The sequence below is a fragment of the Alteromonas sp. 07-89-2 genome (genome assembly GCF_013113925.1).
Classification (GTDB): Bacteria; Pseudomonadota; Gammaproteobacteria; order Enterobacterales; family Alteromonadaceae; genus Alteromonas; species Alteromonas macleodii.
On the sequence record NZ_VTYM01000002.1, the window covers coordinates 147374 to 171184 of the forward strand.

Annotated in this window: 18 protein-coding genes; 3 read left to right on the plus strand and 15 right to left on the minus strand. The window is 45.1% G+C overall.

From position 1 onward, the window contains the following. Window positions 1-20: 20 nt before the first annotated feature. The 4 genes from F0261_RS01955 to F0261_RS01970 all read right to left on the minus strand — a co-directional run bounded on the left by F0261_RS01955 (window position 21) and on the right by F0261_RS01970 (window position 5799). Window positions 21-215, minus strand: coding sequence for a Trm112 family protein (locus tag F0261_RS01955; RefSeq protein ID WP_014949430.1), 195 nt, complete (start codon window positions 213-215; stop codon window positions 21-23). A gap of 5 nt (window positions 216-220) precedes the next feature. After that, window positions 221-1252, minus strand: a complete 1032-nt coding sequence (gene lpxK / locus F0261_RS01960; protein WP_171337081.1) for a tetraacyldisaccharide 4'-kinase — start codon at window positions 1250-1252, stop codon at window positions 221-223. Beyond that, entirely contained in the window at window positions 1249-2997 is a 1749-nt protein-coding gene (gene msbA, locus F0261_RS01965; RefSeq protein WP_014979268.1) for a lipid A export permease/ATP-binding protein MsbA, read from the minus strand. Before msbA ends, lpxK begins: the two co-directional genes overlap by 4 nt. A 207-nt stretch (window positions 2998-3204) precedes the next feature. Then, on the minus strand, window positions 3205-5799 hold the full coding sequence (locus F0261_RS01970; RefSeq protein ID WP_171337082.1) for a DNA internalization-related competence protein ComEC/Rec2: 2595 nt from the start codon (window positions 5797-5799) through the stop codon (window positions 3205-3207). A gap of 210 nt (window positions 5800-6009) precedes the next feature. Here F0261_RS01970 and F0261_RS01975 point away from each other — a divergent pair, with 210 nt between their 5' ends. Continuing rightward, window positions 6010-6537 (plus strand): DUF2062 domain-containing protein, encoded by a 528-nt coding sequence (locus F0261_RS01975; protein WP_014949426.1) that lies wholly within the window; start codon window positions 6010-6012, stop codon window positions 6535-6537. A gap of 224 nt (window positions 6538-6761) precedes the next feature. On the opposite strand, the gene ligA is transcribed toward F0261_RS01975, so the two are convergent. From ligA to smc, 3 genes are all read right to left on the minus strand, one after another. Further along, on the minus strand, window positions 6762-8798 hold the full coding sequence (gene ligA, locus F0261_RS01980) for an NAD-dependent DNA ligase LigA (RefSeq protein WP_171337083.1): 2037 nt from the start codon (window positions 8796-8798) through the stop codon (window positions 6762-6764). 291 nt (window positions 8799-9089) lie between these two features. Beyond that, on the minus strand, window positions 9090-10667 hold the full coding sequence (gene zipA, locus F0261_RS01985) for a cell division protein ZipA (RefSeq protein ID WP_110289635.1): 1578 nt from the start codon (window positions 10665-10667) through the stop codon (window positions 9090-9092). Window positions 10668-10687: 20 nt separating this feature from the next. Then, window positions 10688-14227 (minus strand): chromosome segregation protein SMC, encoded by a 3540-nt coding sequence (smc, locus tag F0261_RS01990; protein WP_171337084.1) that lies wholly within the window; start codon window positions 14225-14227, stop codon window positions 10688-10690. A gap of 262 nt (window positions 14228-14489) precedes the next feature. Between smc and cysZ the strand changes: the two genes are divergently transcribed. Further along, window positions 14490-15227, plus strand: a complete 738-nt coding sequence (gene cysZ, locus F0261_RS01995; protein WP_171337085.1) for a sulfate transporter CysZ — start codon at window positions 14490-14492, stop codon at window positions 15225-15227. Between the two features lie 35 nt (window positions 15228-15262). Here cysZ and F0261_RS02000 read toward each other — a convergent pair whose 3' ends face one another. Both F0261_RS02000 and nlpI read right to left on the minus strand, forming a co-directional pair. Then, window positions 15263-16927 (minus strand): sel1 repeat family protein, encoded by a 1665-nt coding sequence (locus tag F0261_RS02000; RefSeq protein ID WP_171337086.1) that lies wholly within the window; start codon window positions 16925-16927, stop codon window positions 15263-15265. Between the two features lie 12 nt (window positions 16928-16939). Then, window positions 16940-17842: a lipoprotein NlpI gene (gene nlpI / locus F0261_RS02005; protein ID WP_014949420.1), complete on the minus strand. Its 903-nt coding sequence runs from the start codon at window positions 17840-17842 to the stop codon at window positions 16940-16942. Window positions 17843-17977: 135 nt separating this feature from the next. Here nlpI and cdd point away from each other — a divergent pair, with 135 nt between their 5' ends. Continuing rightward, window positions 17978-18385 (plus strand): cytidine deaminase, encoded by a 408-nt coding sequence (cdd, locus tag F0261_RS02010; protein ID WP_039220705.1) that lies wholly within the window; start codon window positions 17978-17980, stop codon window positions 18383-18385. A gap of 93 nt (window positions 18386-18478) precedes the next feature. Here cdd and F0261_RS02015 read toward each other — a convergent pair whose 3' ends face one another. The 6 genes from F0261_RS02015 to F0261_RS02040 all read right to left on the minus strand — a co-directional run bounded on the left by F0261_RS02015 (window position 18479) and on the right by F0261_RS02040 (window position 23716). Then, window positions 18479-19147 (minus strand): hypothetical protein, encoded by a 669-nt coding sequence (locus F0261_RS02015; protein ID WP_171337087.1) that lies wholly within the window; start codon window positions 19145-19147, stop codon window positions 18479-18481. 2 nt (window positions 19148-19149) lie between these two features. Continuing rightward, window positions 19150-19752 (minus strand): RNA polymerase sigma factor, encoded by a 603-nt coding sequence (locus F0261_RS02020; RefSeq protein ID WP_171337088.1) that lies wholly within the window; start codon window positions 19750-19752, stop codon window positions 19150-19152. A 9-nt stretch (window positions 19753-19761) separates the two neighbouring features. Beyond that, complete coding sequence (locus F0261_RS02025) at window positions 19762-20454, minus strand: energy transducer TonB (RefSeq protein ID WP_171337089.1); 693 nt, start codon at window positions 20452-20454, stop codon at window positions 19762-19764. 100 nt (window positions 20455-20554) lie between these two features. Then, on the minus strand, window positions 20555-20731 hold the full coding sequence (locus F0261_RS02030) for a hypothetical protein (protein ID WP_014979255.1): 177 nt from the start codon (window positions 20729-20731) through the stop codon (window positions 20555-20557). 95 nt (window positions 20732-20826) lie between these two features. Further along, window positions 20827-21873: a succinylglutamate desuccinylase/aspartoacylase family protein gene (locus F0261_RS02035; RefSeq protein ID WP_253819163.1), complete on the minus strand. Its 1047-nt coding sequence runs from the start codon at window positions 21871-21873 to the stop codon at window positions 20827-20829. Window positions 21874-22000: 127 nt separating this feature from the next. Continuing rightward, window positions 22001-23716 carry an OFA family MFS transporter gene (locus tag F0261_RS02040; protein WP_171337090.1) on the minus strand — a complete coding sequence of 572 codons (1716 nt, stop codon included), beginning with the start codon at window positions 23714-23716 and terminating at the stop codon, window positions 22001-22003. Window positions 23717-23811 lie beyond the last annotated feature (95 nt).

Genomic DNA, 23811 nt, shown 5'->3' on the forward strand with positions numbered 1-23811 from the left:
CCACTTAGTTTAACGTTTTATTACCGCGTTGCGTCAACATCGTCTAACGACAACGCTGTTGCTTTACTTTCGATAAGTACAGGGATGCCATCTTTAATATCGAAAGCCAATCTATCAAATCGACACACTAACTGGGTGCTATCATCACTCAGAACTAATTTTCCCTTACACACTGGGCAAGCCAAAACTTCTAAAAGCTTTTTATCAAAGGCCATTGTTATTATTCCTGTCCGTCTTGGTTGATCTTCAAACCTGCCTTGGCAAGTTTCACATTTACTAAATTAAAAAAGTCTGGCGCTAAATGCGCGGTAACAGGTAAAAACCAGCAGTCGTTATGAGCAAAAGGTGCAGCTTTAACGGCGTCTTTTTCTGTCATTAATACTCTGCCATTCGGTATGTCTGACCGTGTGATCGCATGGTGATCCGCCAGCGGTGTAGCCGAAGAAAGCTGGATACCCATTTCTTTAAGCTGAGAGAAAAAACGCTGAGGTGAACCTATTCCAGCAATTGCGCTGCACGGCACTTTTTGTATCTCTTCAAGGGGACTGGTTCTTACTCTGTTTGAAACAGAGGTGAAGTCCCCTGCTATTAAGGTCATTAAATATTGAGGCGCTACAGCATGGCCAAATGTCGGCATCGAACGGCTATTATGTATTAGCGCATCAACGGTACCAAGGCGCCATTGTCCTTCGCGAAGGGGCCCCATTGGCAGCAAATAACCACTGCCTACTTTTCTGTCGTCCATCACTACAATTTCAACGTCGCGATGAAGTGCGTAATGTTGAAGGCCGTCATCACAAATAATTAAATCGCAGTGTAATTCGTCACTTAAGTACGCGGCTCCGCGCGCGCGGACTGGATCGATAACAACGTCGCACTGGCTTCTAATGGCCAGTAAACGAGGTTCGTCACCCACTTCAGACGCATCATCTTCGCCTTTCACTAATCGCGGGTATTCTGGTGATTTAGCACCATAACCCCTGCTTAAAATGCCAACCTTAATGCCCTGCTTCTGGTAATAATCGGCTAAAGCTAATACGACTGGCGTTTTTCCGTTGCCGCCCACTGATATGTTGCCAACAACAATCACGGGAGCATTAGCCTTAAAGGCCTTTTTGAATCCAATTTTAAAAAGTAACCGGCGAATTGCCGAAATAAAGTAGAACAGCAGCGCAAATGGTGAGAGCAGCCACACTAAAGGATGGCCGAAATACCATTTATCGTGCTTGGTTTTACTTTGAGATTGACTCACTTAGTCTCACCAAATTGCAACGCGTGCAGTTGCGCGTAGTGACCACCCTTTTCAAGCAATTCGTTGTGTTTACCTTTTTCAATAATGCGCCCCTGCTCCACTACCATAATGCAATCTGCGTTTTCGATGGTAGACAAGCGGTGCGCCACAACAATGCTGGTGCATCGTTTTTGCAGCGTTTCTAATGCGTCTTGGATCAAACGCTCAGATTCTGTATCAAGGGCAGATGTCGCTTCATCAAGAATAAGTATGGGAGCATCGGCAAGTATCGCCCGCGCAATGGCGATACGCTGACGCTGACCACCTGAAAGCATTAAGCCGTTTTCACCAATAACCGTATCTAACCCTTCAGGCAAGTTCGATAAGAACTCTTCAACATGCGCCATCTTTGCCGCATTCTCGATATCTTTGCGAGATACGTTCTGACGAGCACCATAAGCAATATTGTTAGCTATGGTATCGTTAAATAGCGTAACGTTTTGCGATACCACGGCAAACTGCGCTCGCAGATCTTTAAGATCAATATCGTTGAGCGCCGTGTCATCCAAGCGAATTTCACCTTCTTGCGGGACGTAAAAGCGTGTAAGCAGCGACGAGATGGTCGATTTACCACTTCCTGAGCGCCCTACCAAAGCAATCGACTGCCCAGGGTTTGCGATAAAGCTCACATTAGATAACGCGGGTGTGTGTTTACCTGGGTACGAAAATGTAACGTCGTCAAACTGAATTTTTCCTGTCGCGCGCTCTACTTTAGTTTTCCCGTTGTCGTCTTCGTCAGCTTCATCAAGAATTTCAAAAATGCTGGCACAAGCTGCCATACCTTTTTGAAATTGGTTATTAATGGTAGTGAGCTGTTTAAGAGGTTTAAGCAGCATCACCATACAAAAGACCACATTAATAAATACGCCTGCTGTAAGCTTTTCAAGCATACCGGGCGTGCTGGCAATAAACAGAACGACAGCAAGGGCAATTGACGCTATTACCTGTATTGAAGACACACTCAAAATAGAAGTGACATTCAGTTTCATCGACTGCTGACGGTTGTGATTGTTTTTCTGCTCGAAACGCTTTTGCTCTATTTCTTGACCGCCAAACATGATCACAACTTTGTGACCTTTCACCGCTTGCTCTACCGATGATGTTAGGTTGCCCATTGACTGTTGGATGTTTTTACTTACAACGCGAAAACGCTTGCTGACGATAGAAACAATCACCGCCACAATTGGGCCAATTAAAAGAAATATGAGCGAAAGCTGCCATGAGTAATAGAACATGACACACAGCAAACCGATGACCAGTGCGCCTTCCCTCACCAATGTTAGCAGCGCCTTACCAGATGCATTAGCCACTTGCTCTGTGTCGTAGGTGACTTTACTGATAAGCCCGCCAACCGCATGATTATCGTGAAATGCCACTGGAAGGTGAATGTATTTTTCAAACAACTGCTGGCGCATGCGCATTACCACCTGAGCACCAATCCAGCTTAGCGTGTAACTACCTAAAAAGTTGAAAACACCCCGTAACAAAAAGAGCGGCACGATCGCATAGGCGGCTAGACGTAGATAGTCATGGTCGTTTTTCCCCAGTGATTCATCAATCATTGGCTGAAGCTGGGAAAATACGAAGGTATCTACCGCGGAATAACCAATCATACCGATGATGGCAAAAACGAAAGGCACTTTATACGCTTTAAGATACTGTAAAAAGCGCTTAATTTGATAATCCGAGTTGTCGGCTTGTTGCATGTAGTTTTTTTAACCTGTTTGAAACGTTAACAAAAACGCGTTGAAAGTATTGTACTCGTTCTCGCTCTAATTCACTAATATAGCGGCAAAATTGGTTAGTCTGCCAACTAAGTGAATAATGTGTGGCCAATTCATACCTATTTAAAGGTATTCGTGCACATCTTCGTTTCGTTACAAGCTAATATTTTTGGCATTTGGCGATATTACTTAGTCTTTGAGGTGTCGTGGTGCAATGCCTGGTAAATACCAGCGTTTATTCAACGTTCCACGTTGGGAATCTATATGGAAAGAATCCTTATCGAAGGTTGCGCTTATATATCCGTGATAGCTTGTTAAATATTGCGTTACGCCCAAACGCTCGTAACGTTTAGCCACAACATACGCAGGAAACTGCCATCTATTCTCATAACCTTGCGTAAAGATCACAGCTTTTGGTGCAACGTGTTCTATAAAAACATTGGTAGACGACGTTTTGCTTCCGTGATGCGGCGCAATCAGAATGTCGGCACTTAGATTTGTAGAACTCGCTAAAGTATCCATTGAAGACCCCTCTGAAAAACCATCCATGATTTCACGGGTTATCAACGCGTACTCGCTTGTTTTCTCAATGTCACCAGGAATTAACACGCTACCAGAGTCGCTTGTTATTTTAACCACACACGACATGGCATTGTTGTCTTCTTTGTTGCCATTTGGCGGCCATAGAAAATTGATTGTTAAATTCTGCCAGCGTACACGCTTTCCTCGCTCACAACCTAATGTTGGTGTGTAGAAAGTGGCTTTTTTAGCTAAGGCGTGTTGTTCAATGGCTAATGCGCCACCTGCATGATCGTTGTCACTATGCGTATGAACTACAACATCTATATTCGAAATATGCTTACTTTCTAAAAAAGGTAACAGGTGTTTCGTTGCAGTATGAGCATTGCCATTAAACTGAGCGCCAGAATCAATAATCATAGCCCGACCTCCCGCAGTCACTGCAATAGCACTGGCCTGGCCCGCATCAAATACATGCAGCGCCCATATCGATTCATTGGTAGGTAACCACTTTTGGAAAATGCTTAGCGATGGGAGCAAGAGAAGCCCCACGCAGATAGCTTTGTACCGCCATGTTGGCAAAAGAAAAATAAAAAAAGCGACAATTAGACAAAGTGCCGCACCACTACTTACGTAAAAATTGATAGCGCTTCCAGAAAACTGACTAAGAACGTTCAAAAGCGATAACAAATACCCTAAACACGCATCACTATAATGCATAAGCATGCCCATAATTTGTTGTGAGAAACTAAACTCAACAAAGTGAATGACCAGCAACGAAATTAAACAAATAGGTAAAAGTAACGTTATTACGGGCAAGGCGATTAAGTTGGTAACAATTGCAACAAAACTGGCGCTACCAAACCATATTAGGGTTAGGGGCATCATTATTACGGTAAGCGCTACTTGTAGTTTAAACAAAGACACATACCAGGGTGCTCGCTGTAGCCCCCAAACAACAACTAAAAACCAAATGCACAGTACAGCCCCTATGCTCAAGTAAAAGCTAGCGCTTAATATAGAAAGAGGAAACAGCAACAAGCTCAAAGTAAGCATTGTGAGCGCAACATTTACTGGCCGCCATGCATGTCGAGAAAGAGACAGCACGCACCCCATAGTTATCAGTATCAGCGCACGCACAACCGGCAATGCGCTTCCACTAAGCAACGCGTAACAAGAGCAAGCAGCAATAAGCACACAAAGCACAGAGGCTCTAATTGGCGCGCTGGTTTGAAACATCTTACTTGTTTGCCGCTCTCTGTTCTTTCGTCCTGTTGCCGGATAGTTGATGGAGGCTGAACGTACTAACCAATATTTCGCTCTGCCTAATAGGCTAGTAACATGCGTGAGTAAAAATATAACAGGGTTAAAAAACAACAAGCAGACCCCAGCGATAAGTGATAGATGCATGCCTGATATACTAAACATGTGCCCAGTGCCGGTGCGTTGTAACAGCGTCCAATCACCCAACGTAAAGCCCGTTTTATCCCCTAGCAGCAATGCGCGCCACCATTTTTCATGAACAAGGTCTAGCTTCTGCAATGTTGTAGCAAGTTCATAACGCACTGAGTGATTATGCTTTGTTTTATCGTGCTCTATCGACTTGATATAGCCAGTTGCATGAATAAATTGGCTAACCAACTGCTGTTGTCGGCTAGCTCCAACAGGATTAGCCGTACCGTATGCAGGTTTAAGTTTTACAATTGCGGTGAAGGTATCGCCGTTGTGCAAACAGTTTAATTTCACCTGGGACGGAGAAACTGATTGAAGCCGCACGCCCTTAGTTCCCTGTTGAGCATATGCGATTTTCTTGTTGGCTAAGCCTTCGCTTTTTCGATCATTTGGGAATTCATAACGTTGGTGAGTAAGACGAGCTTTGAAACTAAACGTGCTAGTTAAAACACGCTTAGGCAAGGGGGAAAGTATACCGCTGTCTAGAAATGTCGCTGTGCTTTCACGGTTGACCGACTCAATAGCGACAACATACTGATAAGTCGCTTCCGGCACCCTAGCTGTGCCGAAGACACATCCCCCCGACACAACTCGACCTGAAATTGTGACATCTTGTTGAATTTTCCCTTGGGGCAGTTGCCAAGCGTAGTAAAAATGCCCTACACTCGCCACCCAAAGTACTCCAGACAGCAGCCCGCTCACTGCCCAACACAGCAGCACCTCTGGAAATGCATGATGTTCAGCGGGCTTTGTCGTCGAAATGAATAAAATGATAGTCACAGATATTATTAAAATGGCAATCATCAATGCCATGCTGTGAGTACTTGGAAGTTTTTGCCAGAAAACTGCACTTATTGCGCTAGCGCAAAAACAGCTTAAGCAAATTGTGATACGATTGACCATGTTTTCACGTAGCAATTGACAGTGAGTGAATGTGGGTGGTGCAATTTCATGTTGCGCAATTCCATTTACTGTTATTTTTTCTGTCTTTTTTGATTTTATTTTCGAGATGCATTGATATTTATGCCTAAGAAATTTATCCGACGTTTTTTGCCAGATCACCAAAGCATTAAGCAAAACAAAGCTTTAAAAATTTTTGGTAGCGTATTGCACGAGCCCAATCTTTGGCACTTAAACCGTCGTTCTGCATCTGGTGCATTTGGCATAGGTTTATTTTTCGCGTTTTGGCCGGTACCGTTTCAAATGTGGCTTTCTGCCGGTTTAGCTATTCCATTTCGAGCAAACCTGCCTTTATCTGTTGCAACTGTTTGGGTGACTAACCCATTTACTATCCCGCCTATATTCTATGGAGCTTACAAGGTTGGTACTACTGTACTTGGGACCAAGCCTGAGCATTTTGAATTTCAGTTTAGTTGGCAGTGGGTTGTAGAAAGCATTAATACCATCGGCCCTGCATTTCTAGTTGGGTGTGGAATTTGCTCGGTTGTGTTTGGACTAGCGGGTTATTTCTCTTTGAACTGGGTTTGGCGCTTTCAAGTGAAAAAAGCCTGGGAAAGACGCAGACAAATGCGGAATCAAGAAGCCCACTAGCGTGAGAGCCCTACACTTGAGGGTTTGTAGAAATGTTTACCTTTTCTCAAGCCCCTTACAACGTTCAGTACAAAGTACGCCGTAAAAGACAGAGCAAGAATTACAAAAAACGCCACTTCGTAGAAGTGGCGTTTTTTATTGGTAACAATCAATATGAGTTCGGCGCTAATTTATTCAGGAAAACCATTACGCCGAGCTCTCTTATTGAATTTAAGCCAAGCAGGCTACTTTTCATGCTCAGATAAAAAAGCGATAAGCGCAGCTTCGTCCCATACCTCCACATCTAGTTCTTGTGCTTTAGTTAATTTGGAACCCGCTTTTTCACCTGCAACAAGAAAGTCGGTATTCTTACTTACCGAGCCTGCCACTTTTGCACCAAGTAACTGCAAACGGGCTTTCGCGTCAGAACGCCCCATTTCGCTGAGCGTACCGGTAATAACGCACGTTTTGCCTTCAAGAGGCAAATTATCCGAATCTGGCTTTTCAATAGCTGGCCAATTAATTCCTTCTTTTAACAGCGCATCAATAACATCGGTATTATGCGACTCGTTGAAGAAATTAAATATGTGGGTAGCCACCACTTCACCAACGTCTTGGACTTCGACCAGTGCTTCAAGCGACGCCTCGCGAATAGCCTCCAAGGTTTCGAAGTGCGCAGCCAAGTTTGCCGCAGTAGCTTCGCCAACCTCACGGATCCCCAATGCGTATAGGAACTTGGCAAGCGTGGTTTGCTTTGAAGCTTCAAGCGATGTCAGTAGCTTACTGGCAGACTTTTCAGCCATGCGTTCCAGCCCAACAACATCGCCTAACGAAAGCGTGAAAAAGTCGGCGGGACTGTGCACAAGATCAGCGTCAACTAACTGATCGACTAACTTGTCGCCCAGACCATCAATATCGAATGCTTTACGCGAAGCAAAATGCTTAAGCGCCTGTTTGCGTTGTGCGGCACAAATTAGTCCACCGGTGCAACGAGCAACCGCTTCATCTTCTAGTTTTTCAACCTGCGAGTCACAAACCGGGCATTGGCTTGGGAAGGTAATGTTAGTTTCGCTACCTGTGCGATTAGCTTCTACCACAGACACCACCTGAGGAATAACGTCACCCGCACGGCGGATCACCACAGTGTCGCCAACTTTAACGCCTAACCGGGAAATTTCGTCCTGATTGTGAAGCGTAGCATTCGACACAGTTACTCCACCTACAAACACAGGCTCTAAACGGGCAACCGGCGTGATTGCACCAGTCCTTCCTACTTGAAACTCAACATCTAGTAATTTAGTCACTTCTTCTTGTGCAGGAAACTTCTGCGCAATCGCCCAGCGAGGCGCTCGAGCAACAAATCCAAGGGCATTTTGCAGGTCAATACGGTTGACCTTAAACACAACGCCATCGATGTCATACGGCAAATTATCGCGCTTTTCCAAAATGTGGTTGTAGTACGCCAAGCAGCCCTTACCGCCCTCGGCGGTATCGATATCGGGGCACAGCGGCAGCCCCCAATTACCCAACTGCTTAAGGCGCTCGCTGTGTGTTGTGGGCAGCTCAAAACTTTCTGGTTGCACTACGCCTAGCGAATAAGCATAAAACATCAGCGGGCGCTTGGCCGTAATTTTAGAGTCTAGCTGTCGTAAACTGCCGGCCGCGGCATTACGAGGGTTGGCGAAAACTTTACCCCCCGTTTCTTTTTGGTGTTCGTTGAGTTTTGCAAAGCCCTCACGAGGCATAAACACTTCACCGCGCACTTCTACGCGCTCAGGATAATGCTCACCACGAAGCGTTAACGGAACATTAGAGATGGTACGCACGTTAGCCGTGATATTCTCGCCTACCTGGCCGTCACCACGGGTTGCAGCACGCACTAATTCGCCATTTTCATACAGAATACTTACCGCTAAACCATCTAGCTTGGGTTCGCAGCTAAAATCTAACGTTGCCGAATCTTTTAGTCTGTCTTTTAAACGTTTTTCAAAGGCAAGCAATGATTCTTCGTCAAAGGCGTTATCCAGCGACAGCATAGGAACATCATGGGTAACTTGTTCAAAGGCCGATAACGCTGCACCTCCCACTTTCTGGCTAGGAGAGTTCGGACTTTGAAGCGTAGGATATTGTTTTTCTAGCGCAATAAGCGCCTGCATATCTCTATCATATACTGCATCAGGAACCGAAGGGTCATCCATCACATAGTACTGATAGTTGTACTCATTAAGTGTGTTGCGAAGTATTGCTATTTGTTGCTTTGCTTGTTCTAAAGAATCTGACATGGAGTTGTTGTCACGCCGTTTAAATAGTTAAAAGTATTACAATTCGTTGCCAAGGCCTATTCGCCCAAGCCACTGTATGTTTCAAATGGGCTGCAAAAATCTGATCTATTTCAGTCAGGTTGTGAAACGAACAGCCACGCTACAATGCTATGGCTTGCTAGCCCTTGTTATACATCAAAGATCAACAGACCCTAATCAATAGAAAAGGACCTGGGTATGAGCCAAGTCCTTTTTTGTTTTTGCACCTACATGAATAATCCATAAGATTGAGGCGCAAGTGATAAATTAACGCTAGCTGCGCGCAATCATACGCTTGCGCTCGAACTCACGAATTTTCTCAACGTATTGCTGTAAGCCCTGCTTCGTTAATACGCTTCGGCGTCCATCAAGTACCTGTGCGCCGAACTCATCTGCCAATTTGCGGGCTGCATTGTGCATCATGTTAAACACTTGATGAGGGTCACCCTCAATAGGCAATATCATAAACAGTGAAATACCTTGGGTTTCAAAGTTCTCTAGGTTATCAATATCGAAAACCCCAGGCTTAAACATGTTAGCAAGGCTAAACAATACTGGCCCTTTGCCATTTGAGTTTACGTGGCGGTGGAAGATGTCTTGATCGCCAAATTTAAACCCTAATGTTAATAGCATAGGTAATAGTGCAGCACCTGAAATGGGCTCGCCTTCTGGCGTTCTTACATTTAATACTAAAACCTCAGGTTCAATCGACGACTTAGCGGTCTTTGGTGTACTTCCAGCACCATCATTACCTGACTCATTAGCACTAAAGCTTTCATCGCCAAAATCAGCGCTAGCTGCTTCACTGGTGTCAAAATCAATACGCATTTGATCGTCGCCAAAATTCGGCTCTTCACGTCTTCTCACTGGCGTTTTGCTTCGTTTATTACGTGCAAAACGTCGAGGCTGTTCATTTTCTTCATGAACATCGCTGGATGAAACAGACTCTTCGGGTGCATCTAAACTAAAATCAGCAACTTCTCTTTCGTTTTTAGCCGGCGGCTGCACTGTTTCAGGCTCTTCCTCCAGCGTTGGGTCGATATAAAACTTCTGTGCAGGACGAACTGGCTCTGCACGCCCACTTTCTTGATGACCGCCCGCCTGACTCTGAATTGGATCATGCGATTGCGCGTTATCCGCTCTCTCTTGATTACTTGGAGTATTTGGCTGTTCGCTTTCTTCACGCTGAGCATGCGACGCTAAAGACGTTTCCTCTTGCTCTTCGCCTTCACGAAGTAAGAAGCCAGGAGGTTCAGGGAACGCGGCAAGGTTTTCGTCGCCTCTGTTAGCACCTTTTGTAGATGCGCCATCGGGACGAGCTTGCCCTTTCATGTGTGGCTTCGGATTCGTAACCACAGAGCCATAGAGCTTTGGTGCTTTCTCAGCTTCTTCTTTCCCGTCAGACGGCATAGCGGAATTACCAACGCTGCTTGGGCGTTTACCCGCATGCTCACCGTGTGCGCCCTCTTTTCCATCACCGTGCTCTTTTGACGTGGCATGTTGAGACAAGCTATCGTCGTCATCAGCTTCTTCGCTGCTGTAAGCATGTTTTTCATTGATATCGTGATGCGCAGGGCTTTTTGCCGTATTCGTCGATACGTTGCTTGCAGCCTCACGCTCTTGGTTTTGTGATTTGCTAACCACGCGCACCGCGCCAATGCCAAGCTCGTCAAAGCCTTCTTGCTCGTCGGACTCGAAATCATTGTCATCATCTTGCCACTGACGGGGCTCTAAGCGCTCTTTTTCCGAAGGCTTACTGTTTTTACGAATTTTCCAAATACCATGGGCAAGCACTGCGATAATAAAAACCGTGCCTCCAAGGAGTAAAAATAGACGTAATTGATCTTCCATTTAATTTCTTTCGCCCTTTGTTATGCTTCTGCGAAGGCTACAGCCTCGTCCACATCTACCGCCACCATGCGCGAAACTCCCGGTTCCGCCATGGTAACACCGGTGAGGTGACTGGCCATTTCCATCGCTATTTTATTGTGGGTGATATAAATAAACTGCACTGTTTGTGACATTTCTGACACTAAGTTACAAAAGCGCCCTACATTTGCATCATCCAATGGTGCATCTACTTCATCCAGCAAACAAAATGGAGCCGGATTTAATCTGAAAATAGCAAACACCAATGATAAAGCGGTTAGTGCTTTTTCTCCACCGCTTAAGAGGTGAATCGTACTATTTTTCTTACCAGGGGGGCGAGCCATTATCGTCACCCCAGTTTCTAACAAATCGTCATCGGTAAGCGCAAGATACGCCGAACCGCCCCCAAACACTTTGGGAAATAACGTTTTAAGGTCTTCGTTAACCTGTTCAAAGGTGGTAGAAAAGCGCGTGCGGGTTTCTTTATCAATTTTCCGAATGGCCGATTGTAGCGTTTCCAAGGCTTCAGTAAGGTCATTGTGCTGTGTATCTAAATGTGACTTTCTTTCCGACTGGGTTTCATATTCTTCAACTGCGGCTAAATTCACTGCACCTAAGCGCTGCAAATTAGCCTGCGTTTTTTCAAGGTCTTCTTGCCAGCGTTTCTCTTCGGCATCTTCAGGTAAGCTTTCTAGAATGCTCTTCAGCGACTGCTGCGTTTCATCAAGCTGTTCTAAAATCGTATTCGCACGTACCCGATAGCCTTCAATATCAATGTTGAGTTTATCGATATTGCTTTGTCGCGTTTGAATGTCTTTACCCAGAGCTTGATGCCCTTTTTCGGCTTCTCGCAACCACTGCTCTATATCTTCAAGACTACTTTGCTTAGCACTTTTCAGCTGTTCTAATTCCGCTTTATTCTCTAACAACGACTGTAGCTCTGCTTCTTGAATTTCTTCAGGAGACGTCAGCTGTGTAAGTTCTTTTTGTAATCTTTCTTTGTTTTTTATGTACTCTTCACGCTGCTGGAGGTTACGTGTAACCTGTTGGCCATATAAATTCTTATGGTTCTCTAGTTGCTGCTTCTTAAGTGCAAGCTCATGATTTTGCGACGTTAATGTATCAACTAACGCGCGCAGCTCTGACGTAGTTCGCTCATTTGCATCACGCTTAGCGTTCACATCGTCAATGTGTACTTCGTGTTCAAGAATTTGTGCCTCTTGAAGCTCTAACTTTTCCGAAAGCTGAGCTAACTGCTCTTCTTCTTTCGCTAACATTAACTCTTGCTTTGCTAACTCGTCATTAAGTTTGGCAGTGCGTGTAGACTGTTGCTCTTGCTGCATTTCAAGCAAAGAAAGTTTATTTTTAATCTGTGCACGCTGGTTTTCTTTTTCACCCAAGGCGCTCTGAATAGCCTGCTTTTGCGCTTCGCTCTGTTCAAGTGCCTGTTTGGCGCGCTCTAATGAATGCTCAATTTCATCTATAAGGCTTTCAGTTTCTTCAATGCGGTCTACCAGCGCCTTAATTTTGTTCGCCCGCTGCAAAGCACCGTCGCTTGCTTCGCCAGGTTTCACTACCCACTGCGAGCTAGCCCACAACCCTGAAGGCGAGATTGCGCTAGTAAACCCCTTAGCTAGGCCTTCAGGTTCATCTTCTTTATCAAGAACGCTTACAAAAGCACTTTCAATCGTTTCCGCAAGTTCGTCATCGTTGCTACAAAGGTAAATGTCATTAAAAAATGCGGGAACACGCTGTGTTGACGATTCATTAGTGCTAGATTCAGTTAATAAAGCGTGTGCTAATGAACCGGATTTGGCAGTGCTTACAAACGCCTTATCGGTAAACACTTTAATGCCGCTTGGCAAGTTATCTTGGTTTTGCAGCAGTGCCTGTATGTCATGGCTTTTAGCAACAACGGGGTCTTTGGTGTGTTGTAAAATCGATTCTACGCAAGGTGCAAGAGTTTGGTTAGAGCTAAACTGCTGCCACAGCTTTTCTATTCCGTCTAACGTTACGTCTTCATTATTTGAGGCATCTTGCTGAAGCGCTTCTAGCGCAGCTTTTGTGGACAGTGCAGTTTGTAACTGGCCCTGCACATCACGGCGCTTCGCTTCAAAAGCATTGACTTCGCCTTGTTGCTGCGACACCCGTTGATTGGCCTCTTGAAGCAATTGTTTAGCTTCGTCAATGTCAAAATCGAGTTCGCTACATTGCTCTTCTAAAAGCGTAATCTGACTGGCAAAATCTTCTTCATCTAGCTGTTTTAGCTCGTCTTGTAGTTCGCTGATACGCTGAGAAGTGCGTAACTGCATGCTCATCGTTGACTGAATTTGGCTATGGCATTGCTGAACATTCTGACGAAGTTGATTGTAGGTTTGTTCTTGCGCTCGCGCTTGTGCGTTAAATTCTCTTAGCGCTTGTTCAGCGTCTTCAAAACGCTCTTTGGCATGCTCTAACTCTGCTTCCTTAAGGGCAAATTCAGGCTCAATGTTTTCAAGCGCCTCATTTGATACTGCAAGCGCTTCCTGTGCCTCGTCAATAGAGTGGTTAAGCAATTCATGTTGCTCGCGAATTCTTGCTAACTCTTGCTCTACCTGCCCTTTGCGTTGTTTTGCGTGCAGCGCATTTTGCTCTAGTCGTGTTATTGCGTTACTGGTAGTAAACAGCTGCTGCTGAAGATCGTCTATCGTTTGCTTTGTCTCCAGCTGCTTGGTTTTGTACGACTCAAGCCCCGCTTCATCGCCCTGTAGCCGAGCAACTAAGTCGTCCACTTCTAACTGTAGTGCTTGCTGCTGTTTTTGCAGCGCTTCAATATGTTCACTATTTTTCAGAAAACGAAGGGCTGCTAACTGGCCTTTTAGCTCTCTGGCTTGTGCACGTAGCGTTTTGTAACGAGTAGCCGCGGCCGCCTGACGCTGTAATTTTTCGAGTTGCTTGCCCAATTCATCGCGCACATCATTCAAGCGTTCAAGGTTATCTTGCGTGTGCCTTATACGGTTTTCTGTCTCTCTACGGCGCTCTTTGTACTTTGAAATACCCGCGGCTTCTTCTATGAATACACGCAAGTCCTGTGGTTTTGACTCGATAAGCCGCGAGATCATACCTTGCTCAATGATGGCGTAAGAACGGGGGCCGAGCCCTGTTCCTAAAAATAGATCGGTGACATCACGCCGGCGACATTTAGTGCCGTTTAGAAAATAGGTAGAGGTGGCGTCCCGTGTAACTAAGCGTTTAACAGACAGTTCATTGTAGTTGGCAAATTCACCCGCTATCCGCCCTGCACTGTTGTCGAAAACAAGTTCAACGCTACATTGCCCCACTGGCTTACGAGACGAAGAGCCATTAAAAATCACGTCGGTCATTGCATCGCCGCGTAAGTTTTTGGCAGAACTTTCACCTAAAACCCAACGTACAGCATCAATGACATTCGACTTGCCGCAGCCGTTAGGACCTACGATGGCGGTCATTTCGCCGGGGAATGGAATAGTAGTTGGCTCAACAAAGGACTTGAAACCCGCGAGCTTAATCTTTTTAAGCCTCACACATCATCCCTCTTAAACACAAAGCTGCACGCGGTATCGCCTTGATATTAGCCAGAAACCAGCTAACCGTCGGCTGAAATAGCAGTTGATGTAGAAATGATGCAATCACACGGAAGATTCTTTTGTTATTATGCTTCGACTCTACCAAATCTAACAGCTTGTAACAATTACCATTTCACTGAGATAGGCAGAGAATACGCCAAGCGCGTATGATAGAGCAGATAGTTAACAAACACAGCGTTTCAAACGCGAAGGAGTACGAATGAGTTCAGGCGGAGTACATTATTTCTTTGAAGGCTTTTCGCTTATAAAAACCAAAGGATTAAAGCGTTTTGTTTTTGTACCCCTAACAATAAACTTAGTGCTTTTTTCTGTGGCTTTTTACTTCTTATTTGGCCAAATAGAAATGGGCATCGCTTATGTAATAGATCTTGTACCTGAATGGTTAGGCTGGATCAAAACAGCGATCAGCTTTTTCTTGTGGCCCCTAGCAGTCATTAGCGTATTGCTCATTTTCGCACTCATCTTTGGTACACTCGCAAACTGGATTGCAGCGCCGTTTAATGGCGTTCTATCAGAAAAGGTTGAGCGTCATTTAACGGGTCAAGATTTAGGTGACGAGGGCGTGATGTCTTTAGTTAAAGACATTCCTCGAACAGTAGGCCGCGAACTCACAAAGCTCGTTTGGTATTTACCTCGCGCTATTGGTTTTTTGTTATTGTTCTTTTTCCTGCCCATTATTGGGCAATTCTTGTGGTTTTTATTCAACGCCTGGATGATGGCAATTCAGTACTGCGATTACCCATACGACAACCACAAAATAGATTTTACGCGCATGCGCCTGCACCTTGGCGAACACAAAGGGAAAGCGATGACGTTCGGAATGATGGTGAATATATTCTCACTTATTCCCGTGGTTAACTTTATCGTTATGCCCGTAGCAATTTGTGGTGCAACATCTATGTGGGTAAGAGAGCTTAAAGATACACTCGCCAAATAGTGGCGAGTGCATTGTTTTAGTAATGACAACTGCGGTTATTTGCCACCAGTAAACGCTTCGTATTCAGCTAACCAGTGTGCGGCTTCTTTTTGGTTGCCGCTATTGTGGAATGCCTGGAAGAAATTCATTGAAATAGTTCGCTGGGCATTTTGTTTTTCCAGCTGCTGCTGCCACAGTACCAAATATAAAGGCGGGATCACGCCGCTATCGTGATGTTCCATAAAGGTAATTCTGCGGCTGGGCTTATAGCTGTTTTCCCCCAATACGGTGCACGTTTTGGCGCGTGCAATAATGGTTGCAGGATCTATCTCTAGCCAATTTTCGACCGTTTTGTGAGGTGCATACCAGTACTCAGAATCTACGATTAGGTTTGGTGGTGCAAAATCGCTTATTCCATCTTCATCGCACAGCCTATTCGCCATGCCCTTGCCAATAGGATATTCGTCAGCGAAGCCTGCGAAGTGCGCTAGCTCATGAACAAACACTGAATAAGCGTCACTGATGTCTAAGTACATTACGCCGTTTTGAACATTTGCCTTACCCTGCTCTGCCACTACTACTGCATGACTAAATTTCTGCTTTTTCGCAATGCTTGCCAAAGGAGTAATACTACAGCCTAAGATCCCAGCGTTCTTATAATCCGGATCGCAGCTTAGTACATCGGGTTTAAGCCAAATAGGCGGGGCCAGGCAAATAGAAAGGTTCTGCAGACGCTTGTCGTTATTGAATGAGTTGTAAAGACTGTGCGCACGCATGATAGTAGCCAAACTGGTAGCAAAAGGCTGTATACGCTGAAGACACTTCCCTTCACTCTCCCAGTTAAATGAAGGAGACTGCTTTAATGCTTGCTCTATAGAGTAAGGCGTGTAGAGATTGATGGCCTCTAAGGCTTTTTCCGCTTGAAGATGCCCTTTCTTCGCGGCAAAGCTAAAATGCTGCTTGGCCTCAGAAAATTCCCCTTCGTCCCACAGAAGGCGAGCATACTTAAATGCACTTTGCATGTCTAAGGTTGCTGTTGCTGCGAGCAGTGGTTTCGCTAGTTGTTGTTGCCCGTGTAGAAGATACCAATCGGCCAATGCGGCCTGTGCGGGTACGTAGTTTTGTGAAGCCGCGCGTACCAGCCACTTCTCACGTTTTTCTGGCGAATCGGTAGACATTGCAAACGCAAGCTGTGCTTCTGCGACCTCGCCGAGCGCCGCTAAGCGCATAAAGCGCTGTGACGCACCTTCTTCACCTAATATTTGGTACAGCAGCCATGCAGCGTCTGCGTTTTCAAGATTCACTAGCTTCTCTAGAAAATAGGTTGCAGTGGCTTCATCGATATAGTCAGTAGCAATGAAGCCTTCGTTATACGCACGCTCAAATTCACCGAGCAAGCGTGCCTGTGCATTTTCACTGCCCTGCTTTGCAGCTAACCAAAGTAGCGCTAGTGCATCATGCTTAAGGTGATAGTTAGAATAATTGAAACGTTCGGTATTAGCCGAAGTTTGAGCGTCGGGAGAAGATTCTGTGCTGTCCTGTTCCATGCCGTCGGCAGCATTTACTGAAGCAGAGCTCGCCTTTTCAGTTGGGTCGCTATCTGACACTAGGCTTGCCGGCGTAAGCACCTTGCTTGCATTAGCAATTAGCTGCGGGACATAGCGTCCGCTATCGCCCGCAACTATGAGCAGTGCGAACACTGCTAAAAATAAGCCTCGCATAACGCTTGCTGCTTACTCTTCGCTAACCAGATCGCTGCTAGCTAGTTCACGCAAACGGTTAAGTTCCATTCGTGCGTAGCGGTGTTCAACGTAATCAAATACATTGGTGCTTAATGCAAGCTTGAAGTAATTTGATGCAATACCGCTGTTGCCGCGCTGGGTATGAAATTTACCTAAGTAAAAATACGCTTCACACAACCTGTCTGTTAACGCTTTTTGGCTTTTCACACCGTCTAACAATGAGTTAAGTACATCGTTCTCATCAACAGTACCTAAAAACAAATCCACCAGCGTAGTAGCCCAGTGCTGGTTGTCCAGCGTTGGTCGAATAGAAGCCAAGTATTTTTGTCCTTCAAGCTCTGACACGTCGTGATGCGCAAAGTAGGCCCACAGAGCGCGAAATGGATCGCTGTCATCTTTTTCAAAAAAGCGGTTAAGATCGTTGGTCGCGAGTTCGGCGCGGCCACCGTAATAAAGCGCAATACCGCGATTTAGGAACGCGAAATCATACTCTGGGTTGATTTCCAGCGTGGAGTCGAATGCGTCGTAAGCCTGAATAAAGTCGTTCTGCTGAATATAGTGAATACCCATAGAATTATAGGCTTCAGCCAAATCTGGCTTTAAATTAATGGCTTGGGTGTAATCAAACTGCGCTAAGCCCGATAGGCCCACGCTGTCGTACAACATGCCTCGCTGAAAGTGCAGTTCAGCTTTGTCTTCATCTGATAACGCAGGGCTGGTAAGCACCTGATTGTAACGAGCAATAGCCATTTCGGAACGAGGATTAATGGGCGCAGGTTCGGCTAAAAGCAGGTTTCCCATTTGTGGTCTTTCTGAAACAGGTGGTGTTTGCGCACAACCGGTTAAAATAGCAGCGAATAGAGAAAAAAAGATGAGACTAACGTTTCTGCACATGGTAAAAAAGCATTCTATAAAAAAAGAAAAAACCGCCTGAGTATTAAGTATACGCTTGTTGCGGCGCTAATGCCGCCAACCTTCTCGCATTTGATGATAAAAGTAAAGCGTATTGGGTGGTTAACACAGGTAGCTATGAAGAAAAATAATTTAGAACAACTATCACAACTTGCTTTTGACGCACAGAAAAACTCACACTCACCTTATTCCAACTTTAAAGTTGGTGCTGCGGTGCTTACTCCAAGTGGCGAAACCTTCTCTGGTTGTAATGTAGAAAGTGCTGCTTTTCCATTAGGACAATGCGCTGAAGCCACAGCTATTGGCAATATGGTCACACAGGGACAAAAACGTATTTCGCATATCGTTATTGCGAGCCCGAACGACGAGTTTTGCTTTCCGTGCGGTGGATGCAGACAGAAAATTGCTGAATTTGCCCCAGATGAAACTCCCGTTACCATGGTAAGTCAAAACGGCGAGACATTCGAAACCACCATTGGTGAGTTACTTCCAAATGCCTTTAGAGCACACGATTTAGACAAATAAGTCATTCCTAAAATATTGTTCGTAATCGAGGCTCGAGCGAGTTTCACCGCCCTTACTTCGTTTACGAACGCATCCAGCTAAACGCCATATAAATCAGCACATCAACGGCTTACTCGACTGTTTAATTGAAAGTATTCTTCCTTGCGCATCAAAGGCGAGCGCTACATGCGTGCCAATATTGATATCCCCTTCTATGCGACCGTTAATATTTAATGATGCGATAAGGTTTTCAGAAACCACAACTTGCTGATTTTTGCAGCTCACCAAGAGCCAATACCCATTTTGCGCCGTAAGCGTGGCTGGCTCTAACGTAACCGCTCTGGCGACTAAATTGCTTTCAAGATATTGTTGAGTATAGGCATTAAATCGCGCTTTATAATCAGTACCGGCTTTACCAGCTAGCAGCTTATCTTCCCCTTCGAATCCGTGATATTGAACAATGTCTACACGGTGTGCTGCCGTCTGTAATGGCGACGAATGGTTACGTTGAAATGTTCCTATGTTGTAAACGCCCAACATGGCGACAATTGCAAATGCCACAGCCGTGAAACGTAAGGTTGAAGAAGCGAAGTACGCTCGAATATTAGCTGCCGTAGCAGCAAATACGCGTTTTATTCCACTATCACTTTCTATTGCCTTGTTGTACGCGAGAACCCTTTCACGAATTCTAGCATTAGCCTTTTCGCTCATTCCATCATTTTGCTTTTGTACCTGCTGGCTGCGTTTAAACGCATCTTGTAGCTCTTTATCTGATGTAGACATGATTACAGTTTCTCCAGCATGGTTTTAAGGCTGTCTTTGGCATAACGTATCCGGGTTTTAATCGTTTCTTTTTCAGCGCCGCAAATAGTGGCGATTTCCGCTAACGAAAAACCTTCAAACTGTAGCGAAAGCGCCTCTTTCTGCTTGCAGGGTAACTGCTGAATACATGCCTTAAACACGTCTTTTTCTATCCCTTTTGCTACATCGTCCTCTACCGAAGACTGTGCATTTTTAAGTAACTCGCTTAACGAAAACGACTCAACTGTCTCGTTGTTAAATTCAAGCTTGGCGTTTTTTCTGAATTCATCAATAAGCGTTCGCCTACCAATAGTGAAAAGCCAAGCCTGAAAATTATCCCCGCTTTTAAATAAGTGACGATTTTCGATAACCTTAATCCAAGTGCGCTGACACATATCTTCTGCAACAGTGCTATCACTTAACACCTTCAAAAAATAAAATAGCTTATGGCTGTGTAAGTCAAACAGCGCGGCTAACGATGCTTCATCACCTTTTGCGCTGTACCGCAGCATCAGCCTTTCGCTAACTCCCAGCACTTTTTCGCGCTTGCCTTGAAACAGGCTTTGCAAGCTTGCGCCTATACTCATAGGCAGTCCTTATTGTTCTAGTTTGAAATCTAATACTACAACCATACCTGACTGACTAACAGGTTTACCGCCATTCAGCTTGGGTTTGTACTTCCATTTTTTAAGCGCTCTGCGCGCAGCTCTATCGAACACGCGCTTGGGCTCTGAATCTAGTACTGTAATATCAGACACTGAGCCACTAGCACTTATCGTAAACCCTAGCTTTACCCAGCCTTCAATACCGTCGCGACTGGCCTCAGGTGGATAAGTGGGGTCTACCCTAAATTGGGGTGTGGCTTGCATATCACCTTGCGCACTATTTAGGTTAATCGACAAATCTAACGCAGTATTAGGTATGTGCGTTTTTATCTCAAAGCCGCCTGGGCCTTCATTGGGCTCAGGGTCAATCTCAATAACTTTTTGAGGTGGCGTTTTAATTACCTGCTCAATTGGCACCATTGGTTTTTTAGTGATGGTCCGTTCGTCTTCAGGTTGGTAAATGATCGGCTCAAAGAACACCGGTGGGGCTTCGCTTATGTTTACTTTGTCTTGCTTAATGAGCTCTGCCATTAATACGAAAAGCCCTGCCGTAACGGTACATCCAGCTATAGCAATTGTGGCCGCGTCTAAAGCTCGTTTAGCGAAAGGCGCTTTTTCAAACGGTAGTACACTTTGGTGTGTTAAGTGCTTTGGGTTGGCGTTTGGTAAAATTGTTGTTTGCATAATGTTCCCCCTTTTTTCACTAAACGGGGGAACTGATATAAAGGGGTGAATAAATGTGAACGATTTTATTTAAAGTTGACGTTTTACAATGAACGAAAGGTTAACTTTTATTTTGGTTACTCGGCTTTTCGCCTTCACGAGTAGGCTCTGCAGACGTCTGATTGGCGCGGTTTTCTTCTTGGCGTTTATTCAGCTTAGCAGCGGCCATAAATCCAATAAAAAATATGGCAAAAATAACAACGCCCACCCAAATCAAAACATTAAAAAGAAAGTCCATATCATTCCCTAATCACAATTTCGTGAAATAACTTTAACATTTATTTGTTTGAGTAGGTTAATTAGATCACCACTGTAACTACGCCACCAGCTTATTTATTCAGAAACCTCAACACCAATAGCCATAACAGACTGTCCGTCTTTGATGGCTGGCATTTGATTAACCATCATAACCGTGCCATCAACGGGCGATTTAATGGTTTCAACGTGATTTCCAAAATAGTCCGTGACCGCACCTACATCCTGCCCTGTCTTTACTTTATCGCCTATCACCACAGAAGCTTTGAAGAACCCGTTTTTTGAGCTCTTAGGATATTTGATTGTTTCATAGATAACTGGCTCGGGGTGCTGCTTTGGCGTCTCTGGCAGCATTTTCAAAAAATACATGGCGTTTTTAGCCACATCTAGCGCTTTTGCTACCGATTCTTCATCTGTCTGTGCCAAATGCCCAATTTCAGTCGTCAGTCCCGGCTTTCCTCTCGTCATCGCTGTGTTAGGGTATGAAATTGAATTGTTGGGATCTCTTGGGCGGTCGCCATACATAACGATATGCTGCATGCCCGTGGCTTTGGCAAATTCAAATGTTAACGCATCAAGTTCTTCGTCGCCCACAAAAGGAGAATACACATGATTCAGCAACGTTTGGTTTGCGCTACCAGAATGCATGTCGATCAAAAAATCTGTTTTGCCAATAAACTCTCTGGTTAGCAGCTCCGCAATCTGTTCTGTTGGTGTGCCATCAACGCTCCCTGGGAATTCCCGATTTAGGTTTTTCTCATCTTTAGGGTTCAACGCGATTCTATTTGCGTGAAACCCATCTAAGTTTGCCAAGTGCAACACAACCAACACACCGCTCATCTCTTTAGGATCAATGCTTTGCTGTAGTTGCTGCAACGCATACATAGATGGAAACTCATCGCCATGAATACCAGCGGTAAGCAACAATACAGGACCGTCACTTTTTCCGTTAATAACCGTCACTGGCAAAGTTATGTTGTTTTCTTTAGCAAGATATGACGTTTTCTGCCCCGTTTTTGTTGTCACCCCCATTAATTCATAGGGCGCATTTGCACTAACATTGAGGCTAAACGCACAGCATAGAGAAACAACAATGGAGGCAAGAGGATTCTTCTTAAATAGCATAGCTGACAACTCATGAGAAAATAGCGCACTAGTAAGCCAGAACGTTTCAACTTAATCAATAAAGAGTATTTTAAAACACCTTTGCAAAAAAATACCCGCTATAAAGCGGGTATTCTCGATTGGTAAATTAGCTTGCTTGCGCGGGCTCCAGTTCGGGGTGCGTGTTCTCTACGTGATGCTTCTCTCGCACAGGTTTTACAAGTAAGTTAGCAATAAATGCCAATACCAATAACCCAGCCATTGCATACATAGTGGTATTGTAGAGCGTAGAGGTTGGGTCTACCGTTCCGGCTGGCGCAATTTCCAGCAAACGTGCAACCGTTACCGTTTTAGCTTCTACCAATTTTTGCAAGTCAGCCATTGGCGCACCAAACTTACTTGCAAACGCGGCAGGGTCGACTTTTGCCGCTAAATCGGCAATTGCATTCTCTACTGACATATTGCGCAAATAAGTAATAGCGAATGGCCCTAATACGCCGGCAGTAGACCATGCTGTTAGCAATCGGCCGTGAATGCCGCCTACATGTAAGGTACCAAACAAATCTGCCAAGTATGCAGGAATGGTTGCAAAGCCACCGCCATACATTGTGAAAATTATCATTGTTGCAATGTAGAACCCAATTAACGCGGTGGTGTTCCCCATTCCAGCCCAAAATGGGATAGACAAGTAAAGCAGCGTACCTATTACGAAAAAGCAGTGGTAGGTATTCTTTCTGCCAATGTAGTCAGACGTAGACGCCCAGAAGAAGCGCCCTACCATATTAAACACCGAGATCATCAATACATAGGTACCGGCAAAACCTGCGGTAACAATAGCTAAGTTTCCAAAGATCTCATTGATCATGGTCTTGGCTACGCCAATAACGCCAATACCCGCGGTAACATTGAAACATAGAACTATCCAAAGCAACCAAAATTGAGGCGTTTTAAGGGCTTGATCAATATGGACGTGATTTTTCGATACCATCCCTTTCGATGATGCTTCAGGTTTAGGCTGCCATCCTTCTGGTTTCCACCCCTCTTTCGGTACGCGATACTGGAAAGACGCAAACATCATTACAATAAAATAAGCGATACCAAGGGTAAGGAAAGTCGATGCCGCACCAGTTTCGCCCGTACCAACGACATAAACACCGGCTTCGCCACCGAACGAGGCTGCTTGATTTGCAGAGGCAATAACCACTTCTACTTTTCCTGCTGCCGTCTCTGCAAAACGACGCCCTTCTTCGGTAACCAGCGCAACCATGTTTTCTGCACCTAAGTATTCTGGCGCTCTTTGAAAGGTTTCAAGCAGTGCACTAATAAGCGGAGCGCCTATCATTGCACCTCCACCAAACCCCATAATTGCGAGGCCTGTCGCCATACCTCGTCGATCGGGAAACCACCGTATGAGTGTTGAGACCGGTGATACATAACCGAGCCCAAGCCCGAAGCCGCCGAGTACGCCGTAGCCCAAGTACAGCAGCCACAGTTGATGGGAAGAGATACCTATCGAACCAATAATAAAACCACCGCCCCACAAAAAAGCCGCAACCACGCCTACAAAACGCGGCCCTACTTTCTCTAGCCATTTACCCGCAAATGCGGCAGCTAAACCAAGGCAAACAATAGCCACTGAGAAGATCCAAACAACCGAAGATAAACTCCAATCGTTAGCAGAAGACGCAACAACGCCCAAGTCTCGAGTTAGCGGCGTGTTGAAAACTGACCACGCATAAACAGACCCGATACAAAGGTGGATTGCGATAGATGCTGGCGGAACCCGCCAGCGGTTATAACCATCTGGTGCGACAATGTTTTCTTTGCGTAAGAAAGCAAGCGCCCCCGTTCCTGAAGTTGACATACATTTTTCCCCTACATGTATTGTGCGCGTTTCTATGCCGCTTTATTACTGGGGGTGTATGGCTCCCATTATTGTATTAAATCAAAGGTATAGAA

Bases quoted from the DNA above. Each gene is read 5' to 3' on its own strand.
- ligA (WP_171337083.1), bottom strand. From the start codon at position 8,798: ATGTCAGATTCTTTAGAACAAGCAAAGCAACAAATAGCAATACTTCGC.
- F0261_RS02040 (WP_171337090.1), bottom strand. From the start codon at position 23,716: ATGTCAACTTCAGGAACGGGGGCGCTTGCTTTCTTACGCAAAGAAAAC.
- F0261_RS02025 (WP_171337089.1), bottom strand. From the start codon at position 20,454: ATGCAAACAACAATTTTACCAAACGCCAACCCAAAGCACTTAACACAC.
- F0261_RS02015 (WP_171337087.1), bottom strand. From the start codon at position 19,147: ATGTCTACATCAGATAAAGAGCTACAAGATGCGTTTAAACGCAGCCAG.
- cysZ (WP_171337085.1), top strand. From the start codon at position 14,490: ATGAGTTCAGGCGGAGTACATTATTTCTTTGAAGGCTTTTCGCTTATA.
- F0261_RS02020 (WP_171337088.1), bottom strand. From the start codon at position 19,752: ATGAGTATAGGCGCAAGCTTGCAAAGCCTGTTTCAAGGCAAGCGCGAA.
- F0261_RS02035 (WP_253819163.1), bottom strand. From the start codon at position 21,873: ATGCTATTTAAGAAGAATCCTCTTGCCTCCATTGTTGTTTCTCTATGC.
- F0261_RS02030 (WP_014979255.1), bottom strand. From the start codon at position 20,731: ATGGACTTTCTTTTTAATGTTTTGATTTGGGTGGGCGTTGTTATTTTT.
- F0261_RS02000 (WP_171337086.1), bottom strand. From the start codon at position 16,927: ATGCGAGGCTTATTTTTAGCAGTGTTCGCACTGCTCATAGTTGCGGGC.
- F0261_RS01975 (WP_014949426.1), top strand. From the start codon at position 6,010: ATGCCTAAGAAATTTATCCGACGTTTTTTGCCAGATCACCAAAGCATT.
- F0261_RS01970 (WP_171337082.1), bottom strand. From the start codon at position 5,799: ATGGCATTGATGATTGCCATTTTAATAATATCTGTGACTATCATTTTA.
- nlpI (WP_014949420.1), bottom strand. From the start codon at position 17,842: ATGTGCAGAAACGTTAGTCTCATCTTTTTTTCTCTATTCGCTGCTATT.
- zipA (WP_110289635.1), bottom strand. From the start codon at position 10,667: ATGGAAGATCAATTACGTCTATTTTTACTCCTTGGAGGCACGGTTTTT.
- F0261_RS01955 (WP_014949430.1), bottom strand. From the start codon at position 215: ATGGCCTTTGATAAAAAGCTTTTAGAAGTTTTGGCTTGCCCAGTGTGT.
- cdd (WP_039220705.1), top strand. From the start codon at position 17,978: ATGAAGAAAAATAATTTAGAACAACTATCACAACTTGCTTTTGACGCA.
- msbA (WP_014979268.1), bottom strand. From the start codon at position 2,997: ATGCAACAAGCCGACAACTCGGATTATCAAATTAAGCGCTTTTTACAG.